The 18,597-nt window shown below is 62.7% G+C and carries 21 protein-coding genes; 12 read left to right on the forward strand and 9 right to left on the reverse strand.

Annotated elements, in window-relative coordinates:
* Positions 1 to 212: 212 nt before the first annotated feature.
* The 3 genes from HB375_RS06575 to HB375_RS06585 all read left to right on the forward strand — a co-directional run bounded on the left by HB375_RS06575 (position 213) and on the right by HB375_RS06585 (position 2,249).
* Complete coding sequence (locus HB375_RS06575; protein WP_167672174.1) at positions 213 to 488, forward strand: DUF3072 domain-containing protein; 276 nt, start codon at positions 213 to 215, stop codon at positions 486 to 488.
* 102 nt (positions 489 to 590) lie between these two features.
* A complete protein-coding gene (locus tag HB375_RS06580) occupies positions 591 to 1,172 on the forward strand; it encodes a hypothetical protein (protein ID WP_167672175.1) in 582 nt (193 codons plus the stop codon).
* 78 nt (positions 1,173 to 1,250) lie between these two features.
* Complete coding sequence (locus HB375_RS06585) at positions 1,251 to 2,249, forward strand: Tim44 domain-containing protein (RefSeq protein ID WP_167672176.1); 999 nt, start codon at positions 1,251 to 1,253, stop codon at positions 2,247 to 2,249.
* Positions 2,250 to 2,321: 72 nt separating this feature from the next.
* Here the strand turns inward: HB375_RS06585 and HB375_RS06590 are convergent, their stop codons facing one another.
* Complete coding sequence (locus HB375_RS06590; RefSeq protein ID WP_167672177.1) at positions 2,322 to 2,693, reverse strand: hypothetical protein; 372 nt, start codon at positions 2,691 to 2,693, stop codon at positions 2,322 to 2,324.
* 97 nt (positions 2,694 to 2,790) lie between these two features.
* A complete protein-coding gene (locus tag HB375_RS06595) occupies positions 2,791 to 3,531 on the reverse strand; it encodes a BON domain-containing protein (RefSeq protein ID WP_167672178.1) in 741 nt (246 codons plus the stop codon).
* 346 nt (positions 3,532 to 3,877) lie between these two features.
* Here HB375_RS06595 and HB375_RS06600 point away from each other — a divergent pair, with 346 nt between their 5' ends.
* Together HB375_RS06600 and infA are read left to right on the forward strand one after the other, a co-directional pair.
* Positions 3,878 to 4,087 carry a cold-shock protein gene (locus HB375_RS06600; protein WP_167672179.1) on the forward strand — a complete coding sequence of 70 codons (210 nt, stop codon included), beginning with the start codon at positions 3,878 to 3,880 and terminating at the stop codon, positions 4,085 to 4,087.
* Between the two features lie 91 nt (positions 4,088 to 4,178).
* The gene (infA, locus tag HB375_RS06605) at positions 4,179 to 4,460 is read left to right on the forward strand and encodes a translation initiation factor IF-1 (protein WP_009494617.1); all 282 of its coding nucleotides are present in this window, start codon (positions 4,179 to 4,181) and stop codon (positions 4,458 to 4,460) included.
* Between the two features lie 19 nt (positions 4,461 to 4,479).
* Here infA and HB375_RS06610 read toward each other — a convergent pair whose 3' ends face one another.
* Together HB375_RS06610 and HB375_RS06615 are read right to left on the reverse strand one after the other, a co-directional pair.
* Entirely contained in the window at positions 4,480 to 5,028 is a 549-nt protein-coding gene (locus HB375_RS06610) for a sigma-70 family RNA polymerase sigma factor (RefSeq protein ID WP_167672180.1), read from the reverse strand.
* Complete coding sequence (locus tag HB375_RS06615; RefSeq protein ID WP_167672181.1) at positions 5,025 to 5,237, reverse strand: NepR family anti-sigma factor; 213 nt, start codon at positions 5,235 to 5,237, stop codon at positions 5,025 to 5,027. Before HB375_RS06615 ends, HB375_RS06610 begins: the two co-directional genes overlap by 4 nt.
* A 230-nt stretch (positions 5,238 to 5,467) precedes the next feature.
* Here HB375_RS06615 and HB375_RS06620 point away from each other — a divergent pair, with 230 nt between their 5' ends.
* Together HB375_RS06620 and HB375_RS06625 are read left to right on the forward strand one after the other, a co-directional pair.
* Positions 5,468 to 5,626 (forward strand): DUF3309 domain-containing protein, encoded by a 159-nt coding sequence (locus tag HB375_RS06620; protein WP_167672182.1) that lies wholly within the window; start codon positions 5,468 to 5,470, stop codon positions 5,624 to 5,626.
* Between the two features lie 332 nt (positions 5,627 to 5,958).
* Complete coding sequence (locus tag HB375_RS06625; protein WP_167672183.1) at positions 5,959 to 7,278, forward strand: sensor histidine kinase; 1,320 nt, start codon at positions 5,959 to 5,961, stop codon at positions 7,276 to 7,278.
* A gap of 20 nt (positions 7,279 to 7,298) precedes the next feature.
* Here the strand turns inward: HB375_RS06625 and uvrB are convergent, their stop codons facing one another.
* Both uvrB and HB375_RS06635 read right to left on the reverse strand, forming a co-directional pair.
* On the reverse strand, positions 7,299 to 10,016 hold the full coding sequence (gene uvrB / locus HB375_RS06630; RefSeq protein WP_167672184.1) for an excinuclease ABC subunit UvrB: 2,718 nt from the start codon (positions 10,014 to 10,016) through the stop codon (positions 7,299 to 7,301).
* 62 nt (positions 10,017 to 10,078) lie between these two features.
* Complete coding sequence (locus HB375_RS06635) at positions 10,079 to 10,909, reverse strand: class I SAM-dependent methyltransferase (RefSeq protein ID WP_167672185.1); 831 nt, start codon at positions 10,907 to 10,909, stop codon at positions 10,079 to 10,081.
* 319 nt (positions 10,910 to 11,228) lie between these two features.
* Between HB375_RS06635 and HB375_RS06640 the strand changes: the two genes are divergently transcribed.
* Positions 11,229 to 13,412 carry an esterase-like activity of phytase family protein gene (locus tag HB375_RS06640; protein ID WP_167672186.1) on the forward strand — a complete coding sequence of 728 codons (2,184 nt, stop codon included), beginning with the start codon at positions 11,229 to 11,231 and terminating at the stop codon, positions 13,410 to 13,412.
* Between the two features lie 98 nt (positions 13,413 to 13,510).
* On the opposite strand, the gene HB375_RS06645 is transcribed toward HB375_RS06640, so the two are convergent.
* Both HB375_RS06645 and HB375_RS06650 read right to left on the reverse strand, forming a co-directional pair.
* Positions 13,511 to 13,741 carry a hypothetical protein gene (locus HB375_RS06645; RefSeq protein WP_167672187.1) on the reverse strand — a complete coding sequence of 77 codons (231 nt, stop codon included), beginning with the start codon at positions 13,739 to 13,741 and terminating at the stop codon, positions 13,511 to 13,513.
* 166 nt (positions 13,742 to 13,907) lie between these two features.
* Positions 13,908 to 14,297 (reverse strand): DUF3775 domain-containing protein, encoded by a 390-nt coding sequence (locus HB375_RS06650; RefSeq protein ID WP_167672188.1) that lies wholly within the window; start codon positions 14,295 to 14,297, stop codon positions 13,908 to 13,910.
* Between the two features lie 179 nt (positions 14,298 to 14,476).
* Between HB375_RS06650 and HB375_RS06655 the strand changes: the two genes are divergently transcribed.
* The 4 genes from HB375_RS06655 (at position 14,477) to HB375_RS06670 (ending at position 17,330) form a co-directional block, all read left to right on the forward strand.
* Positions 14,477 to 14,731, forward strand: coding sequence for a SemiSWEET transporter (locus tag HB375_RS06655; RefSeq protein WP_246728372.1), 255 nt, complete (start codon positions 14,477 to 14,479; stop codon positions 14,729 to 14,731).
* A gap of 31 nt (positions 14,732 to 14,762) precedes the next feature.
* Positions 14,763 to 15,533 (forward strand): C13 family peptidase, encoded by a 771-nt coding sequence (locus HB375_RS06660; protein ID WP_167672189.1) that lies wholly within the window; start codon positions 14,763 to 14,765, stop codon positions 15,531 to 15,533.
* Between the two features lie 79 nt (positions 15,534 to 15,612).
* The gene (locus HB375_RS06665) at positions 15,613 to 15,954 is read left to right on the forward strand and encodes a DMT family protein (RefSeq protein ID WP_167672190.1); all 342 of its coding nucleotides are present in this window, start codon (positions 15,613 to 15,615) and stop codon (positions 15,952 to 15,954) included.
* 119 nt (positions 15,955 to 16,073) lie between these two features.
* A complete protein-coding gene (locus tag HB375_RS06670) occupies positions 16,074 to 17,330 on the forward strand; it encodes an MFS transporter (RefSeq protein WP_167672191.1) in 1,257 nt (418 codons plus the stop codon).
* Here HB375_RS06670 and HB375_RS06675 read toward each other — a convergent pair.
* Positions 17,327 to 18,466: a PQQ-dependent sugar dehydrogenase gene (locus tag HB375_RS06675; RefSeq protein WP_167672192.1), complete on the reverse strand. Its 1,140-nt coding sequence runs from the start codon at positions 18,464 to 18,466 to the stop codon at positions 17,327 to 17,329. The genes HB375_RS06670 and HB375_RS06675 overlap by 4 nt on opposite strands.
* Positions 18,467 to 18,597 lie beyond the last annotated feature (131 nt).

Raw genomic sequence — 18,597 nt, forward strand, 5'->3', positions numbered from 1 at the left:
GGCGCGTTCCCGCGCCGGGATTTTTGTTTGGGGCAGGCGAGGGGCTTCGGGTTGAGAACAAACGAGGAAGATGAGGAATTTCGAGATTCGAAATAGTTTCCTGTGGATAACGGGGATGACTCACGCTTGGCCGCTCTGCATTTCCGTTGTGGAACAGTCCTTACAGCCTAGACGTTCTTATAGGGAACGTTTCAGGAACAATACGAGCCCGAATGTCCGTGGACCCCAAATCGGCCGATTGGACCGCAGGCCGACATCCCGATCCTCCCGAGGTTGCCGACCCCAAGGCCGGTCCGGCCCCGCCCGCCGAGCAGGGCGAGGACCCGGAGGAGTGGGTCATCGGGCTCGAACCCATGACGCCCGCCCAGGCCGAGTATCTCAAAGACCTCTCCGAGCAGGCCCACGAGCCTGAAGCCTACGATCCCGAACTGGACAAGGCCGAGGCGGCCAAGCGCATCGATCAGCTCAAGCGCGAAACCGGGCTCTGATCCTTGGGCTGAACGGTTTGTACCGTCCGGTCGGCGGTCTTATATAACGCACAATTTCCGTCCAAGCCTGCGACCGGAAGCCATGCGATGAGCGATGCGCCGATGATGAAGTCCCCTGTCTTGAAGCGCCTCCTGAACGCGCCGCTCCTGGCGATTGCCGTGGTCGTCGTGCTCGTCGACGACGTCTTCCGGGCAGTGGTGGTGCCCGCGGTACAGGCGCTGGCGCGACTCGCGCCGATCAAGCGCCTCGAGGCGGCGATTGCCGCCCTGCCGGCGCCGGTGATCCTGCTCCTGTTTCTCATTCCGGTGGCGATCCTCGAACCGTTCAAGCTCTATGCCCTTTATCTCTTCAGCCAGGGCAAGCTCATTTCCGGCACGATGACCTTCGTAGTCGCCAAGGTCGTCGGTCTTGGCCTTGCAGAGCGGCTTTTTGCCGTGGGGCGCGACAAGCTGCTGTCGATCCGGTGGTTTGCGTGGTGCTTTCGGCGAACCATCGCGATCCGCGATTACGTGCATGGCTGGCTCGTCACCACGAAGGTCTGGCAGCAGGCCTTGGTCGTCGTCCGCATGGTCCGTGAGACGGTGAAGCAAGGTCGGGAGGCGCTGAGGAAATTCGCCGCAGCCGGTCAGGGCGGGCGTTTCGCCGCTGCGCGCCGGCGGGTCCGCCGTTATTGGGCGACGTAAAGGTCGCCTCTTTCAACGAAGCTGCGCCGTCACCACATGAGGCGCGGGAGCGTCTCGCTCCAAGGGATGAAGAAAACAATGATGAAGATTGCCTCTCGCCGAAGCCGCATCATGGTCGCGCTCGCGGCTGCGTTGGTTTTCGCCGGAAGCGCAGCTGAGGCTCGCGTCGGCGGGGGAAAAAGCAGCTTCGGGTCGCGCGGCGCGCGGACCTATAGCGCTCCGCCGAGCACCAACACGGCGCCGAGCGCGGCCGCGCCCATTCAGCGTTCGCAGACGCCGAACCAGGGCCCGAGCATGAGCCAGCCCGGCATGGCCTCGCAGGCCACCCAGCCCCGCCGCTTCGGTTTCGGCACCGGCCTGATGGCGGGCCTTCTCGGCGCGGGTCTGTTCGGGATGTTGATGGGCCACGGGTTCTTCGGCGGTCTGGCGGGTATCGGCTCGTTCCTCGGCCTCCTGCTCCAGATCGGTCTCATCGTGCTGGTGGTATCCTTTGCCATGAAGTGGTTCCGCCGCCGGCAGCAGGGAGCCTATGCGGGGCCGGGGCAAAGTTATGAACGCTCCATGCCGGGCGCGGGGCTTTCCGGCGGTCTCGGAGGTCTTAGCGGTGGCCTCGGCGGGTTGGGCGGCGGTCTCGGAGGCGCGCAGCAGGCGCCCCGTTCCGGCCCGGTTGACGAGGTCGGCATCGGCGAGCGCGATTATGCCGCTTTCGAAAAGGCGTTGATCGACGTTCAGGACGCTTATACGCGCGGTGACGCAGGCGCACTTTGGGCCCTCGCGACGCCCGAAATGGCCGGCTACATGCAGGAAGAACTGCACGACAATGCCGCGCGCGGCGTGGTGAATAAGGTGTCCGACGTCCGCCTGCTCCAGGGCGATCTCGCGGAATCCTGGCGCGAAGGAGGCGCCGAATACGCCACCGTTGCCATGCGCTATTCGCTCATCGACGTGACGATGGACAAGGCGACGAGCCGCGTCGTCGAGGGGCATCCGTCGCAGCCGGTCGAGGCGACCGAACTCTGGACCTTCCGGCGCGACCAGGGCGGCCCTTGGAAGCTTTCGGCGATGCAGCAAAGCTAATCGCGCCAAACAAGCCTTAAAATGCGAAACGCGGCCGGTGATGAACCGGCCGCGTTTTCGTTGAAGCCCTACTCAATGCCCGCCGAGTGAGATGCGCGCATCGCGCGGGCTGTTCAGAATTTCCAAAAGACTGCTGGCGATGTGCCGCGCCTCGTCGTCCTTCAGCCGCAGCATGAAGGGCGGCAAGGGCCCCGCCTGCAGCGCAACGACCGCCGAGCCGTGTTCGTCCATGCCGATATCGATGGTCGGCGAGGTGACATCGATCATCTCCTCCATGGCGTCGCTCTCATCCGTGCTTTCGCCAATCGCGATCAGAAGCTGGCTCAGCGCCTTGACGAGCGAACGGGCCGCATGGGGGTCCATGACCACCGCGGTCGATTGTTCGCCCTTCTGAAAGGCAAGCTGGATGTTGTCGCCATCAAGCGTGACGGAAATGCCGGCCATTCTGATCCTCGGTCCTGAGCGATGGATATGGGGTTGCAGGCCGCCGAGCGAAAGGCAAGGGCCTCATTTCAGAAATGGCGATGCTTGGCCGTAGCTTTCAGGCGGACGATGAGCCGCCGGTCTCGGCATAGGGCCGGACGCGCAGGTTGTTCTGCACGTGCTTTATGCCGGAAACGGAATCGGCCAGATCCTCGGCATGGCGCTTTTCGAACCGGCTGGCGACGGTGCCGCTCAGCGTGACTTCGCCCTCCGTCGCCGACACTTCGATGTCGGTCGCATCGATATAAGGGTCGTCCGTCAGGTGGTCGTTGACGTCCTCGAGGATGCGCGCGTCGGGGCGCTGATAGCCCTTGGGGCCGCGGCCGCGATAGGTGAGGTGTCGGACATCCATGTCGCGGCGGCGGTCGGCTTCCTCGTCGCCGAACCAGGAGCGGATCTCATCGCCGGCCCGCTCGAAGAGGCTGCGCTCTTCGCCGTAATCGCGAGAGCCCCGACCGAAAACGTCGCGGTCGTACTCATAGGACGAACTGTAGTAATCCCGGTCGCGGGCGCGGCCATAGTCGATGCCGAAAGCGGTTTCGCCGGCCATGCGGTCCTCGCCGACGACATCGCGCCAGTCACGCTCCGAGCCGCCGGTGCCATACCCGGCGGAGTCGCCGAAATCCCGCTCCGGGCCCACGGCATAGCGGTCCTCGTAGATGTCGCGCTCGTAGCCCGCCGACGGGTTGCCGAAGCCGCGCTGTGCGATATAGCCGTTATCCTCCGGCCGGAGGTCCCGCTCGGGGCGGCCCCGCCAATCGCGCGGGTGGCCGCGATAGCGGCGGTTGCGGGTGGCCATGAACCCCTCCGTTCGTGCACGGGCTGCACCACCGTGGCTAACGTGAGGAAATGGAGGGAGTTCCTGGGGTTCGAAGCCCCGAAAGCGCCCGCAACCTTGGCGCGAAACATGATAAACTAGGCCGTTCCTTCCCGGCATCAAGATCCCCTTGTTTAGCCAATGAGGCTAAGACGACACGCCTTGCAATTGGCCCGTCCTTCCCCTAGTTATTCCGCATCGACATTTGGCCGGACGACTGGGCTACACCGCTTTGGCACTGCCGAGCGCACGTTCCTCTCTCTACCAATATCGACGGGTGGTCGCCCTCGGCGCCATCCACGTGCAAACGACAGTGAAAGGAATTCCCATGGAAACGGGAACCGTGAAGTGGTACAATGAAACCAAAGGTTATGGTTTCATTCAGCCCGACAACGGCGGCAAGGACGTGTTCGTTCACGCGACGGCGCTTGAGCGCGCCGGCATGCGTGGCCTGCGCGAAGGTCAGAAGATCACCTACGAGCTTCAGACCGACCAGCGCACCGGCCGCGCTTCCGCAGTGAACCTGCAGAACGCGTAAGGTTTCGTGCAAGAGGGCGCTTCGCGCGCCCTCTCGCATAAAGCCGTTCCGTCAGGGAGCGGCTTTTTTGTTGTTAGATGGAAGGCTTTGCATGGCAAAGGAAGAACTGATTACGTTCGAAGGGCTTGTGACCGAAATTCTGCCCGATGCGCGCTATCGCGTGCAGCTCGACAATGGGCATGAGGTGATTGCCTATACGGCCGGCAAGATGAAGAAGAACCGCATCAAGACCCTTGCGGGCGACCGCGTGACCGTCGAGATGTCGCCTTACGACCTCGAGAAGGGCCGTCTCATCTTCCGCCACAAGGATTCAGGCGCCTCGAGCGGTCCTCGTCCGCCCCAGCGCGGTAATCAGCAGTTCCGGCGGCGTTAAGGCCTAGGGCCGAGAGGCCTCATGCGACCGCGTGCATCACCGACAGGATGACGCGGTCTGGGCCGATATCCTCCTCGATATCGGTAAAGTGCATCAGTTCCGCTAGACGGTGCCGGGCCCGGTTGACCCGGCTTTTGATGGTGCCTACGGCGCAGCCGCAGATTTCGGCTGCCTGCTCGTATGAGAAGCCGGACGCGCCGACGAGCAGCAACGCCTCGCGCTGATCGTGGGGCAGGCGCGCGAGAGCTTTCTGCAGATCCTCGAAATCGAGATGCGGCAACTGGCTCGGCTGGACCGACAGCGAAGCTGCGTATTTCCCGTCCGCGTCTTCCACCTCGCGGCGGCGCTTGCGGTATTCCGAGTGAAAGAGATTGCGCAGGATCGTGAAGAGCCAGGCCTGCATGTTGGTGCCGGGCTGGAAGCGATCGATATTGGCGATCGCGCGCATGAGCGTTTCCTGCACGAGATCGTCCGCGCGATCCACGTTGTTCGTCAACGAAATGGCGAAGGCCCGCAGGTTCGGCGTGGCCCGGAGCATGGACTCGCGAAGGGAGGTGTCGATGCTCATGGCTGAGCCTTTTCTGACAACCCCTCGGTCAAGCGGTCGATGAGCTCGACGAACCGGTCTGGGACCGGCTGCTCGCCGAGGGCGAGGGACTCGTAGAACTGACGCAGACGCAAGCCCAACTGCGCCTGCACGGTGCGAGACACGGCAGGGGATTTCTTATGCGGCTCCGATGTCGGTTCGAAATCGGAGAGATGTCTGGAACTCTTCATCTTAACGGCGCCATCCTGCTCCATTCGATCTCGCAACCTCCGAGCGGGCGCGCTTACGGACAGCGCCCCACTGAGGGACCAACGCCAAGCCTGGGGGATCGTTCCCCGTCGGATGGGATTCCTTTCGAGCCACGGCCTTGAAAGGGAACTTAGTCCTCGCCTTGGCCGTTCTGCGTGCAGCGGACCGGGGCGCTGACGCGGCAGCGCAAAGACAAGGGGAGCATCAGGACATGAGTGCCACCACCATCCTGCTCATCGTCATCATCCTTCTTCTTCTGGGCGCGGTTCCCTCCTGGCCCTACAGCCGCAACTGGGGCTACGGCCCAAGCGGTATTCTGGGCGTCCTCTTCATCATTCTGATCGTGTTGCTGTTGCTGGGGCGCATCTAGCGTGCGGCAGGGCTGCCGGTGCGACGTCGCACACCGCGCGACGATGTGACGGTGTACCGATATCGCGCCGCTGCCGCCTCGGCGAGCGAGGACCGAAAGTCGCGTTGTAGAGAGACGCTTTCGCTCTCGCGCCCCCCGACGTGGCGGTGCGGTCGTGTCCTTGGACTACCAGGGCAGCCCCCGCCATCCGATCCCCTTGGGTGGCGGGGGTGTCGTGCGCCCTCGCGGTTAGCAAAACACGGCGGCATTCCGCAGGGTCGGAATTGACTTGACGCGCACAATGCTGAACCTGCAACAATATCCGCTACGGAAACTATCGCCGGGGCCGTTCCTTGTTGAACCGTTATACCAATCTTGCGCCAGCCAATTCCCCGGCCGCTTATGCCATTACGGCGGTCATGGTGGCGCTTGCGATCACGGTGCGCATGGCCCTTCAGCCTCTGCTCGGCGACAACCTGCTCTACATCACGCTCTATCCTGTCGTGCTCACGGTCACCGTATTCGGCGGCGGCAGAGCAGGGATGCTGGCGCTTGTGCTGGGGCTCTTTGTTGCGGCGGCCTTTCCGGCGGAGACGGGCAAGCCGCTGCTCAGTGCCGGCACACTGGTGGGTCTGGGGCTTTACCTTGCCGGCGCAGGGCTGTCCGTTTGGGTCGCTGACGCGCTAAGGCGCACGGTGGAGCGGCTGGAGGTGGAGCGGGAAAAACTCGTGACGACCCTCGGCGCCACGGGCGCGGGCACCTGGCGATGGGACTTTCGGGAGGATTGCATCGAGTGGGACCCAGCCCTGGCGAGTCTTTTTCGCCTCGATCCTGCCGATGTGCCCCGGCGCGGTGCGGAGTTCATACGGTTCGTCTACCCGGAGGACCTGGCCTATGTGGAAGGGGCCGTCCGCAAGGCGGCGGAGACGGGAAGCGGCGAATACGAATTCAGGGCAGTGCTTCCCGACGGCGATATCCGCTGGATGTATTGCCGCTGTCGGATGATCCGCGACCCGAAGCGGTTGCCTTATCCGTTGATGGTGGGCGCGTGTCTTGACGTGACTGAGCGCAAGCAGGGGCTGGAGCGCCAGAACCTTTTGGTGCACGAGCTGAACCACCGGGTGAAGAACACTCTTTCCGTGGTGCAATCCCTCGCGCTTCAAACCCTGCGCGGCAGCACCAGCCTTGAATCCTTCAAGGAGGCGTTTCAGGCTCGCCTCTTGGCGCTGTCGGCCACCCACAACATCCTCACGGAGGCCTTGTGGGAAAGCGCCTGCATGCGCGAAATTCTCTCCGCCGAACTCGAGCCCTTCGGCGGCATCGACGAGCGGCGCGTGAGCGCCGTAGGAGACGAGATCCGCCTCACACCGCACCAGGCGCTCACCTTCGGCATGGCCTTCCACGAACTCGCCACCAACGCAGCAAAATACGGTGCGCTTTCCGCGCCGCAGGGCAGCATCGATATCGCCTGGCGCACCGAGCAGGACTCCAGCGGCCGGTCTCTCCTCAAGGTCGATTGGGTGGAACGCAACGGCCCGCCGGTGCACGAACCGACGCGCAAGGGCTTTGGCTCAAAACTCATCGAGCGCGGCATCCGCCACGAACTCGAAGGCTCGCTGGATATGCGGTTTCTGACGGAAGGACTGCGCTGCTCGTTTGCTGTGCCGCTGTAAGTGGTCCATGGCGCGCCGCCTTAGCGCCCCTTCCGCCCCTTATACTTCGGCTTCTGCCCCGCGAACCCTTGCGTACTGCGCGCCATCGGGCGTTCCTTGAAGTTCAGCGGCACTTCGCGGTCCGTGCCGGGGCCCATTTCGTCGAGGGTTGGTTTGCGGATGCGGGTGCCTTCGTCCGAGCGGCCGCGGCCTGCGGGACCCCAGGCGGCGGCGTCCTCGTCGCCGCCGCTGGCGCCTTCGGGTGAGGCTGGCAGGCCCTTCGGGGGCAAGTTGGCGCTGCGGCCGTATTTGCGTGCACCGCCATAGCGGCCCGCTTCGCGCTCAACCTCCGCCTGACGGGCGAGGGGATCGTCGCCGATCGCGAGTTCGGTCGCCTGCAGGCGCTTGAGTTCGTCGCGCAAGCGAGCGGCTTCTTCGAATTCCAGGTTCGCGGCGGCCTCGCGCATGCGCTTTTCGAGATCCGCCATGACGGCCTTGAGATTGTGGCCCACCGTCTCGCCCTGTTTCGCGAGGCCGGTATCGACGGTGACGTGATCGCGCTCGTAAACGCTTTCCAGAATATCCGCGATGTTCTTCTTGACCGATTGCGGCGTGATGCCGTGCGCGGCGTTGTAAGCCATCTGCTTGTCGCGGCGGCGGTTGGTTTCCGCAATCGCGCGCTCCATGGAGCCGGTCATCTGGTCGGCATAGAGAATGACGCGGCCTTCCGCGTTGCGCGCGGCGCGGCCGATGGTCTGCACCAGCGAGGTTTCGGAACGCAAGAAGCCTTCCTTGTCCGCATCGAGAATGGCGACGAGCGCGCATTCCGGAATGTCGAGACCCTCGCGCAAAAGGTTGATGCCGATGAGCACGTCGAACGCGCCAAGGCGCAGATCGCGGATGATCTCGATGCGCTCCAGCGTGTCGATGTCGGAGTGCATGTAGCGCACGCGCACGCCGTTCTCGTGCAGATATTCGGTGAGGTCTTCCGCCATACGCTTGGTGAGCGTGGTGACGAGCGTGCGATGCCCCTTCGCCGCCATCTCCTTCACCTCGCCTAAAAGGTCGTCGACCTGCGAACGCGCGGGACGAATGTCCACCACCGGGTCCACGAGGCCCGTGGGGCGAATGACCTGTTCCACGAACACACCGCCGGTCTGCTGCATCTCCCATTTCTGCGGCGTCGCGGACACGTGGACGGATTGCGGACGCATCGCATCCCATTCCTCGAAACGAAGCGGGCGGTTGTCCATGCACGAGGGCAGGCGGAAGCCGTATTCGGCGAGCGTTGCCTTGCGGCGGAAGTCGCCACGATACATGCCGCCGATCTGCGGCACGGTGACGTGGCTCTCGTCCGTGAAGACGAGGGCGTTGTCGGGCAGATACTCGAAAAGGGTCGGCGGCGGCTCGCCGGGCTTGCGGCCGGTGAGGTAGCGCGAATAGTTCTCGATGCCGTTGCACACGCCGGTCGCTTCGATCATCTCCAGGTCGAACTGCGTGCGCTGCTCCAGCCGCTGCGCTTCGAGCAACCGGCCCATGCGGGCGAGCTCCTTCAGGCGAAGCTGCAACTCGTCCTGAATGCCCTTCACCGCTTGTTGCAGGGTGGGGCGCGGCGTGACGTAGTGCGAGTTCGCATAGACCTTCACGAAGGACAGATCGTTGGTCTTCTTGCCGGTGAGCGGATCGAACTCCACGATGCTTTCGATCTCATCGCCGAAGAGGCCGATGCGCCACGCGCGATCTTCCAAGTGTGCAGGAAACAGTTCGATGACATCGCCGCGCACGCGAAAAGTGCCACGCGCGAAATCGTTCTGAATGCGCTTGTATTGCAGGGCCACCAGATCCGCGATGAGCTGGCGCTGTTCGATGCGCTCGCCCACCTTCACGGAGAAGGTCATGGCCGTATAGGTTTCGACCGAGCCGATACCGTAGATGCACGACACGGAGGCGACAATGATGACGTCGTCGCGTTCGATCAGGGCGCGCGTCGCCGCATGGCGCATGCGGTCGATCTGCTCGTTAATGGAGGATTCCTTCTCAATGAACGTATCCGAGCGCGGTACATAGGCTTCCGGCTGGTAGTAGTCGTAATACGAGACGAAATATTCCACCGCGTTGTCGGGGAAGAACGATTTGAACTCGCCGTAAAGCTGCGCGGCCAGCGTCTTGTTGGGCGCGAGGATCAGCGCGGGGCGCTGCGTCTCCTCGATCACCTTCGCCATGGTGAAGGTCTTGCCTGAACCCGTGACGCCGAGCAGCACCTGATCGCGCTCGCTCCGGCGCACACCGTCCACCAGTTCCGCGATGGCCGTGGGCTGGTCGCCGGCGGGCTTGAAATCCGACACGATCTTGAAAGGGATTCCGCCTTCCGATTTTTCGGGACGAGGCGGCCGGTGGGGCACCCAGGGTTGGCCGTTCTTGAAGCGCGGGTCGCCTTCCGTCAGAAGCTTGGTGAGCGCATCGACCGTTGCTGACACGCCAGAGGTGCCGAGGGGCGCGTCATCGCCCAACTCATCCGCCACATCCGGCCCATCGTCGAATCCCTTCATGCCGAGTTTCTTGGCGAGCGCGGGGTCCACATCCGTCATCTCGCCGTGGATGAAGGTTTCCTGCACGCGCTCGGCGAATCCTTCCGCCGCCTCCCGCTCCCGGTTGACGGCGGGATTGAGGAGATCGGCCAGATAGGAATCCAGCGGTTTCAACTCAGGTTTCGACGCCTTCCCGGTGGAAAGCTTTGGTTTCTTCGGTGCCTTGGCCATAGAACGAATATGGTACAAAAGCGCCGATGAGGGAAGGGTGTTCGGACCGAATTCGGACCGGCTCAGGCCATGCCCTTCACCATCCGAAGCGAAACCGAAAGCGGGATTGGCACAGCGCCGTCGGGCAGGCGGAACATGCCATGGCCCGCAGACACCATCGAGGGGAACAGCTTGTAAGGCAGCAATTCGTGCTCGCTTAAGGTCTCAAGCCGAAGCCCTGCTTCCATTAAGCTACCAATGATATCGGAGAGCGGATGGATCCAATTGTACTGAGTGCTCGCTTCATCGTGGACATCGCCGGTATAGGATTGCGTTTCCTCAAAGACATCCGGCTTTTCGACAGGTGTGCGCCAAGCGAAGCTCGGAACGATCCGGCCCTCGCGCTCATCCAGCATTTGGGCGCACGGATGTGAATCCGCAAAATAAAATGAGCCGCCGGGAGCCAACATATCCGCCACAACTTTGGCCCAGCGTTTGATGTCCGGAAGCCAGCAGATCGTGCCCCAAGTGGTGTAGACGAGATCGAACTCACCCTTGATGCTTTGGCGAGCGTCATAGACATCCGACTCCACGAAGGCCGCTTGCAGGTTCGCCCGTGCAGCGAGATCACGCGCAGCTGTCACGGCTGTCGGCGAAAAATCGAGCCCCGTCACAATCGCGCCGCGACGCGCAAGGGAAAGCGAGTCGAGCCCAAAATGACATTGAAGGTGCAGCAGGCGCTTGCCTTTCACATCCCCGATTTCGCTGGCCTCTACCGGGTAGAGGGTATCACGTCCGGCGATGAAGCCATCGATATCGTAGAAACCCGTCGCATCGCGAATGTGCAGTGCGGCCCGCTTGTTCCAATTGGACAGGTTGGACTTCTTCCAGATCTCACTCAAGGGAAAGCTCATTGTAATTTCATTTCATTCTGCGTCCGTTGTTATGGGCCAAACGGGCTCAGTGCAAGGAAATAAGCGCGGCGAGTTCAAGGATTTCCCGCTTGGCAGGAGGCGACGGCCGTTGCGATGCGTCCCAGTTCGGTGACGTCCACGCACGTTCCACAAAATGGCCGACCTGGGTTGCATCCAGCTGGAAGACCACCTGCTTGCGCGTTCCGCGTCATCGCCTCGCAACCGCGGTTGAGACGCTTGCCGGCTGTTGGGGGCGTCATTCGCCCGTCATGGGAATGTCGCATGTGGGTCTTGCTGCATATATTCCAGTGAGGGCACCATGCATCATCGTTTCGCCGTCGGCTCGCTTGCTGCGATCCTTCTGTCCGGCACCGCTTTTTCGGCATCTGCCGCCGAGTATTTCGACCGCATCGCGAGTTTCCCCATCATCGCGAACTTGCCGAAGGACGCGGATCCAAAGGGCGCGACGGTGGCGGAGATCATTTCCGCAAGCGAGGATGGTAAGCTGCTCGTCTATACCGACAGCCCGCGCAAGGCGATCGGCTTCATCGACATCGCGAACCCGGCCCAGCCGATGCCCGGCGGCCTCGTGAACGTGGGCGGCGAGCCGACCTCGGTGAAGGTCATCGGGTCCCGCGCTTTCGTTGCGGTCAACACGTCGGAAAGCTACACCAATCCGAGCGGCAAGTTGGTACTTGTCGATCTCGCCGACAAGAAGATTTCCGGCGAATGCAAGCTGCCAGGTCAGCCGGACTCGATTTCCTCCAAGGCGGGTGTTCTCGCCATCGCCATCGAAAACGAGCGTGACGAGAAGGTGAATGACGGCGCGCTGCCGCAGATGCCGGCCGGGATGCTGGTGCTCGGCGCGCTCAATGGCGACAAGTTCGAGTGCGCGAGCCTCAAGACCGTCGACGTGACGGGCCTTGCGACGATTGCCCGTGAGGACCCGGAACCGGAATTCGTTGACGTATCGGATGACGGCAAGGTCGTTCTCTCGCTGCAGGAGAACAACCACATCGTGATCGTCGATGGCCGCAGCGGAAAAATCGAGACGCACTTTTCTGCCGGCAGCGTCGACCTGAAGAACATCGACACCAAGAAGGACGGTAAGATCGACCTGAGCGGCTCGATGAAGGACGTTCCGCGCGAGCCCGATGCGGTGCATTGGCTCGATGCGAACCGCTTCGTCACTGCGAACGAAGGTGATTGGAAGGGTGGATCGCGCGGCTTCACCATCTTCAACAAGGACGGCTCGGTGGCTTACGAATCCGGCCCGAGCCTGGAGCATGAGATCGTTTCCATCGGCCACTATCCTGACAAGCGCAACAAGAAGGGCGTCGAGATCGAAGGTCTTGAGGTCGCTGAGTTCGGCAAGGATCGTCTGATCTTCGTCGGCTCCGAGCGCGGTTCGGTTGTCGCGGTTTATCGCGACACTGGCGCTGCACCGGAACCGTTGCAGATCCTGCCGACCGGCAGTGGTCCTGAGGGGCTTCTCGCGATCCCCTCGCGCAATCTGTTCGTCGCCACGAGCGAAACCGGCTTCCAGGCTGAAGGCGGTGTCGCGCCGCATGTGATGATCTATGAACGCGCCGAGCGCGCGGCTCCCGCTTATCCGACGATCCGCTCCGTGAAGAACGCGGCCGGATTGCCGATGGGTTGGGGAGCGCTCTCCGGCCTTGCGGCGGACAGGACGCAGGCCGGAAAGCTCTATGCGATCACCGACAGCTTCTATGAAGGTGCTCCACGCATCCTCACCATCGATGCGACCAAGAAGCCCGCTCTCATCATGGCCGAGACTTTCGTGACCCGCAACGGCGCGGTCGCTGAAAAGCTCGATCTCGAGGGCATCGCCACCGCGTCTGATGGCGGCTTCTGGCTGGCGTCGGAAGGCAATCTCGAAAAGGGCGTGAAAAACCTGCTCATCAAGGTCGATGCCAAGGGCACGATCCAGGAAGAGATCAACGTTTCCGCAAGCCTCGAACAGGGCGCGAAGAACTACGGCTTTGAAGGCGTCACGGTGACGGGCTTGGGTGCGAGCGAAACCATCTGGCTCGCGGTTCAGCGTGAGTGGGCGGATGATGGCAAGGGTTTCGTGAAGCTTCTCGCTTACACGCCCGCGACCAAGAGCTGGGGCGCCGTGCGCTACCCGCTCGACAAGACGGAGAACGGCTGGATCGGCCTGTCCGAAATCACCGCCGTCGGCGACCGCTTCATCGTCATCGAGCGCGACAACCAGATCGCCGAGAAGGCCAAGGTGAAGAAGCTTTACGTCATCGCTGCAGCCGACATGAAGCCTGCGCCTCTCGGCGGCGAACTGCCCGTCGTCAAGAAGACCGAGCTGCGCGATCTGCTGCCGGATCTGAAAGCCGCCAAGGGCTATGTGCTCGACAAGGTCGAGGGCTTCACGGTGGATGCGGCGGGCGACGCCTACTTCGTCACCGACAATGACGGTGTTGACAATTCTTCGGGCGAGACGCAGTTCATCAAGCTCGGCAAGCTCTGATTAAACACGCATTGGTGCAAGCGGCCGCTCAAGCCGAGCGGCCCTTTTTGCTGCGCGCTGCGCCGGTGCCGCGTGAGATCGGGATGCGAGAGAAGCCGTTAGGCGGAAAAGGCCGTGGGGCCTTTCAGGTAAAGCTCGATGCGAGCTTCTTCCGACGCTTCGTCGGGGGATGTGTTGGTCGCCAGTTCTTCTTGCAGCAACTCGGTCCACTGGCTCGGGTTGATCGAGTCGCTGGCGGGAACGGTATCGATCAGCGCGGCATCAAGAGCCTCCTCGAGAATGCTTCTCGCGCTTCGGTCGGGCGGCGGCTGCGGTCGTCGTCGGATCATGAGGCATCATCCTTTCGAGGTATTTTCCAGTTTTCGCGTGATCGGTGTCGCAATTGCGGCATGGCCGCAAGATTGGTCGCGACCTCACTGGACCGTGAACAGGTTGCTCAAGCGCCGCTGAGCCCTTCCACATGGTGCCGCAGCTCACCAAAAGAGGTAAGCCATCTCAAGCGCAGCTCTGGCCGAGGGCACTCAAGCCCTCCTCCCAGAGATCGCCGAGGTTCGGGATGCCGAGAAGCCAGTCGGCGGTCGGCAGGGAGCTTGCCTGCTCCCGCTCGCGGGCAAGCCGAACGGCCGCGCCCCATTCCTCCGGCTCCATATCGCCGCGCCCGATATAGACCAGCGCGATCAGGTCGATGCGCTCGTCGTCGTTGAGGCCGGCGATGACATCGCGGAACTCGTCTTCGGTCGCGTCGTCCGGGGAGGAGGTGAGCGAGTCGATGCTGCCGTCGTCGATGGGGTTGGAGCCTGAGGCGGGGTCCGTCAGGCCTTCCTTCACGTCGATGGCTCTCGCGTGGAGAATGAGTTCGCAGACCTTGTCGAGAGCGATATCCATGAAAGCCTCTTGTCACAGCCGGTGACAAGAAAACCCGGATCGCGCCCTTCAGTTCAGCTCTCGATGGCGGCTAGGCCCGATGCAAACAGCAAAGCAGGGCTGGTGAGCCGGAATAGCATGGGCTGCACCGGGGAACGCGTGATAAGGAGACACTATTCCCTGATCTGATTCACCCATCCATGCCCGCACTTGAAATCCTTGGCTTCGTGGCCGCCGTTCTGACGACCCTCTGCTGGTTGCCGCAGGCCCTTCGGACCTTGCGGACCAAGGATACGAAGTCCTTGTCGCTGGTGACGCAAAGCTCCCTGACGCTCGGGGTCGGCCTGTGGCTGATCTACGGAATCCTCTTGGGCAACCTGCCGCTTATCCTCGCGAACGCGGTGACCTTCGTTCTGGTGGTGCTAATACTCGCCATGAAACTGCGTTACGGATAAGCTGCCTCGGACCTCGCCGGGGAGATTTTCGATGCGCAAGCTTTTCGCCCAGGGCCTAATCTGTCTCGCTCTCATGCTCGCATGCTCCGTTTCGGCTGGGGCGCAGAACGGGCGTGGAGGAGGGGAATTCAAGCTCCAGCCGCAACGGCCCGGCTATACGGACGTCTACGTTCTCTCGTTCGGGTTGTGGGGGCCGCAGAGTGTCTTTGAGAGCGAGGCGCGGGGCGCGGCGCGCATTCTCGAGGCGAATTGGGGCGCGAAGGGCCGCGTCATCGTCCGTTCCAACACCAAGAGCCGCGCGGACGCCGCGCCGTCCACCCTTCTCGCCGCCTCCGAGGCCGTCGGCGAGGTCATCGACCCTCAGGAGGACATCGTCGTTCTGGTGCTAACCTCCCATGGCGGGCCTGACGGCGTCGGCGTTATTGCGCGGCAGAACAAATGGCTTCTGACGCCGAGACACGTCGAAGCGCTGTTGGATCAGACCAAGGCGCGTTACCGGGTGGTCATCGTCTCCGCCTGCTATTCCGGCATTTTCGCGCGGGCGCTTGCCGATGAGCGCACCCTCGTCATCACCGCCGCCGCGGCGGACAAGCCGTCCTTCGGCTGCCGGGACGGCGCGGCCTGGACCTATTTCGGCGATGCGTTCTTCAACAAGGCGCTACGCAAGGAGAAGCGGCTCGATGTCGCCTTCGAGAAAGCGCGCGCCCTCGTGACGGCTCGCGAGGAGCGGGAGGGCTTCGAACCATCCAACCCACAGATCGCCGGCGGCGAGGCCGTGCTGACGCTTCTCGGAGCGCGCTGAGCGCTCCGGCCGCGCTTGACAATGGGAGAGAGTGGATTAGCCAAAGTCTCCTCCCGTTGCTCGTTCCAAATGGTTTTCCATGAATCCCTATGTCGCCCCGCTGGTCATGTTGGTCGCCTCGAATGTCTTCATGACCTTTGCCTGGTATGGGCATCTCAAATTCAAAGTCACGCCGCTCTGGATCGCCGTTATGGTCAGCTGGGGCATTGCCTTTTTCGAATACTGGCTTGCGGTGCCGGCCAACCGCATCGGATCGTCGGTCTATTCGGCGGCGCAGTTGAAGACCATGCAGGAAGTGGTCACGCTTACGGTCTTCGCGGGCTTCTCGGTGCTCTACCTGAAAGAGCCGCTCGGCTGGAACCACCTCATCGGCTTCGCGCTGATCGCTCTTGGTGCGGCGTTCATCTTCCAGACCCGCTAAACTCGTGCGGCCGATGAATTCCGGTTCGGATCGAAACTCGCGAGACGTAGGAATTTGCGCTAGCTAAAGAACCGCAAAGAAATGAATGCGCCCGAGAACAATCGGGCTTGGGGGGAGATATGGCGATCTATGATGAGCGGACCGGGCGGACCGTGGCCCTGCTGCTGATCGCGGGTTCGGGCATCACGTCTCTTGCCAGAAGCATGACGCTGACCTTCATGGCTTTGAAGTTGCAGCGCGAATTCGGGCTTGCTCCGGCCGCCATCGGCGCGATCTTGGGCGCAGGGCCGCTGCTGGGCGCGGTTGCCGCGCCGTTGGCCGGTGCAGTTTCGGATCGCGTGGGCCGCAAGCGTGTGTTTCTCACAAGCCTGACGCTCATTTCGCTGGGCCTTATGGGCATCGGTCTTTCCGGCTCCGTCGTGACGCTTTGCGTCGCGCAAATCGTGAGCGCCGTCGCGCTGGCCGTTTTCCAGCCGATGACGCGGGCGCTCATCAGCGATGCCGCGCCAGCACATCTGCGTCTGCGCTTCTTCTCATGGCGACATCTCGTCACCAATGCCGGATTCGCCATCGGCCCGATGATAGGCGTGGCGACGGGAACCGGCTCATCAGCGCTCTTTGTGGCGGCGAGCCTGCTTTATGCATCGTACGGCGTTGTGGTCTTGTTCATCGTGCCTTCGGTGAGCGGCGGCAAGCGTGTGACGAGGGGTGTGGCGGACCTATTGGGGCTGCGCAATCTTAGACTGGCACTACGCGACCGGCGGCTCACATTCTTTCTCGGCGGCGGCACGCTGCTCGTGGCCGTCTATGGCCAATGGTCCGCCACTCTCTCGCAATATGTCGGCAGCAATTTCGAAGACGGGATCAACGCCTTCGCCCTTCTGGTGATGACCAATGCCATCGGCGTCGTGTTGGCGAATGTGCCTGCGCGCCATGTGGTGGAGAGGATCGGCGCGCTTCCTTCGCTGGTTCTCGGATGCATCCTGTTCCTCGCAGGCGAGGTCGGGTTTGCCCTCTCCAGCGGTCTCGAAATGCTCGTCGTTTCAATGGTCGTTTTCACGCTTGGCGAAGTGCTCGTGGTGCCGTCGGAATATATCCTCGTCGACGATATTGCGAATGACGACAATCGCGGCAGCTATTTCGGCGCGCAGGCCTTCTCGTCGATCGGCAGCTTCCTTGGCCCGCTTCTCGGCGGCATCGCGCTCGGCGCGTTGGGAGGAGCTGGAATGTTCTTCCTCTTCTCCGTCTTCGCGGCGCTCAGCGCCCTGCTGTTCATGGTCGGACACAGCCTGCCGCCGCCGAAGTCGACACTGCCTGACGCGCAACGCGTCGTGCCCGTCGCGCTCGACAGAAACGCTCTTTCTTTCGGGCTTTAATCGGCTGGCTTCACGCGCAGGATGCGGCCCTCGCTTGAATCGGTCAGGAGATAGACGAGCCCGTCCGGTCCCTGCCGCACATCGCGGATGCGCTCGCCGATATTGCGCAGCATGCGCTCCTCGCCGGTCACCTTCTCGCCCTCGATGTCGAGGCGCGACACCGATTTGCTTGCGAGCCCGCCGATGAGAATGTTGCCGCGCCAGGCGGGGAATTTGTCGCCCGTGTAAAACGCCATGCCGGACGGCGCGATGGACGGGTCCCAGTAATAGACGGGCTGCTCCATGCCCGCCTTCTTTGTACCTTCGCCGATCTTCGCACCGGAATAATCGACACCGTAGGAGATCACCGGCCAGCCATAGTTCTTCGCCTTGCGGGGAATGTTGATCTCGTCGCCGCCGCGCGCGCCGTGCTCGGCGGTCCAGAGTTCGCCGGTTGTCGGGTTGAGCGCCGCACCCTGCACGTTGCGGTGGCCGATGGACCAGATTTCCGGTCGCGTGCCTTGCACATCCCGGAACGGATTGTTGCTGGCCGCACCGCCCTCGGGCTTGATGTGCACGATTTTGCCGAGATGGTTTGCAGGGTTCTGCGCCTGCTCACGCAGATCGAAGCGTTCTCCGAGTGTGACGAACAAATTGCCGTCGCGGTCGAAGACGAGGCGCGAGCCAAAGTGATTGTCGCCGGTATGTGCGGGCTCCTGGCGAAAGATGACTTGCAGATTCTCAAGCGTCTTGCCGTCGTCGGACAGGCGCGCCCGCGCGACGCTGGTGCCCGCTCGGTCTTCACCGCGGTTCTCGGCAAAACTGAGATAGATCAGCCGGTTCTGTGCGAATTTCGGATCGAGCGTGACGTCGAGCAATCCGCCCTGTCCGTGCGCTGCGACAGGTGGGACGTTCGCAATCGGCGCGGAAAGCTTGCCGTCAGCCGAGACGATGCGCAGTCGGCCGGGCCGCTCCGTTACCAGCATGCGATTGTCCGGCAGGAAGGCGAGGCTCCACGGGTTCTCGAGCCCGCGCGCCACAGTCTCGACGATCACTTCCACCTTGTCGGTGCGAACGCGCTGCGTGTCCTGCGCGAAAGCCGCAGGCGCCACGCCGAGTGCGAGGGCAAAGGAAAGGGCGAGGGAAGGGCGCATCATGAAGCCTCCGTCAAACGAGCGGTTCGAAGAGCTAACCCGTCTGCGCAACGCGTCAACCTCAAATCCGATATGCGCCTCTCGCGAGGCATCCGCCGCTTTCCCTCCCCGCAAGGGGGAGAGGAGAGGCGGCG

The organism is Microvirga terricola, assembly GCF_011777495.1.
Taxonomy (GTDB): Bacteria; Pseudomonadota; Alphaproteobacteria; order Rhizobiales; family Beijerinckiaceae; genus Microvirga; species Microvirga terricola.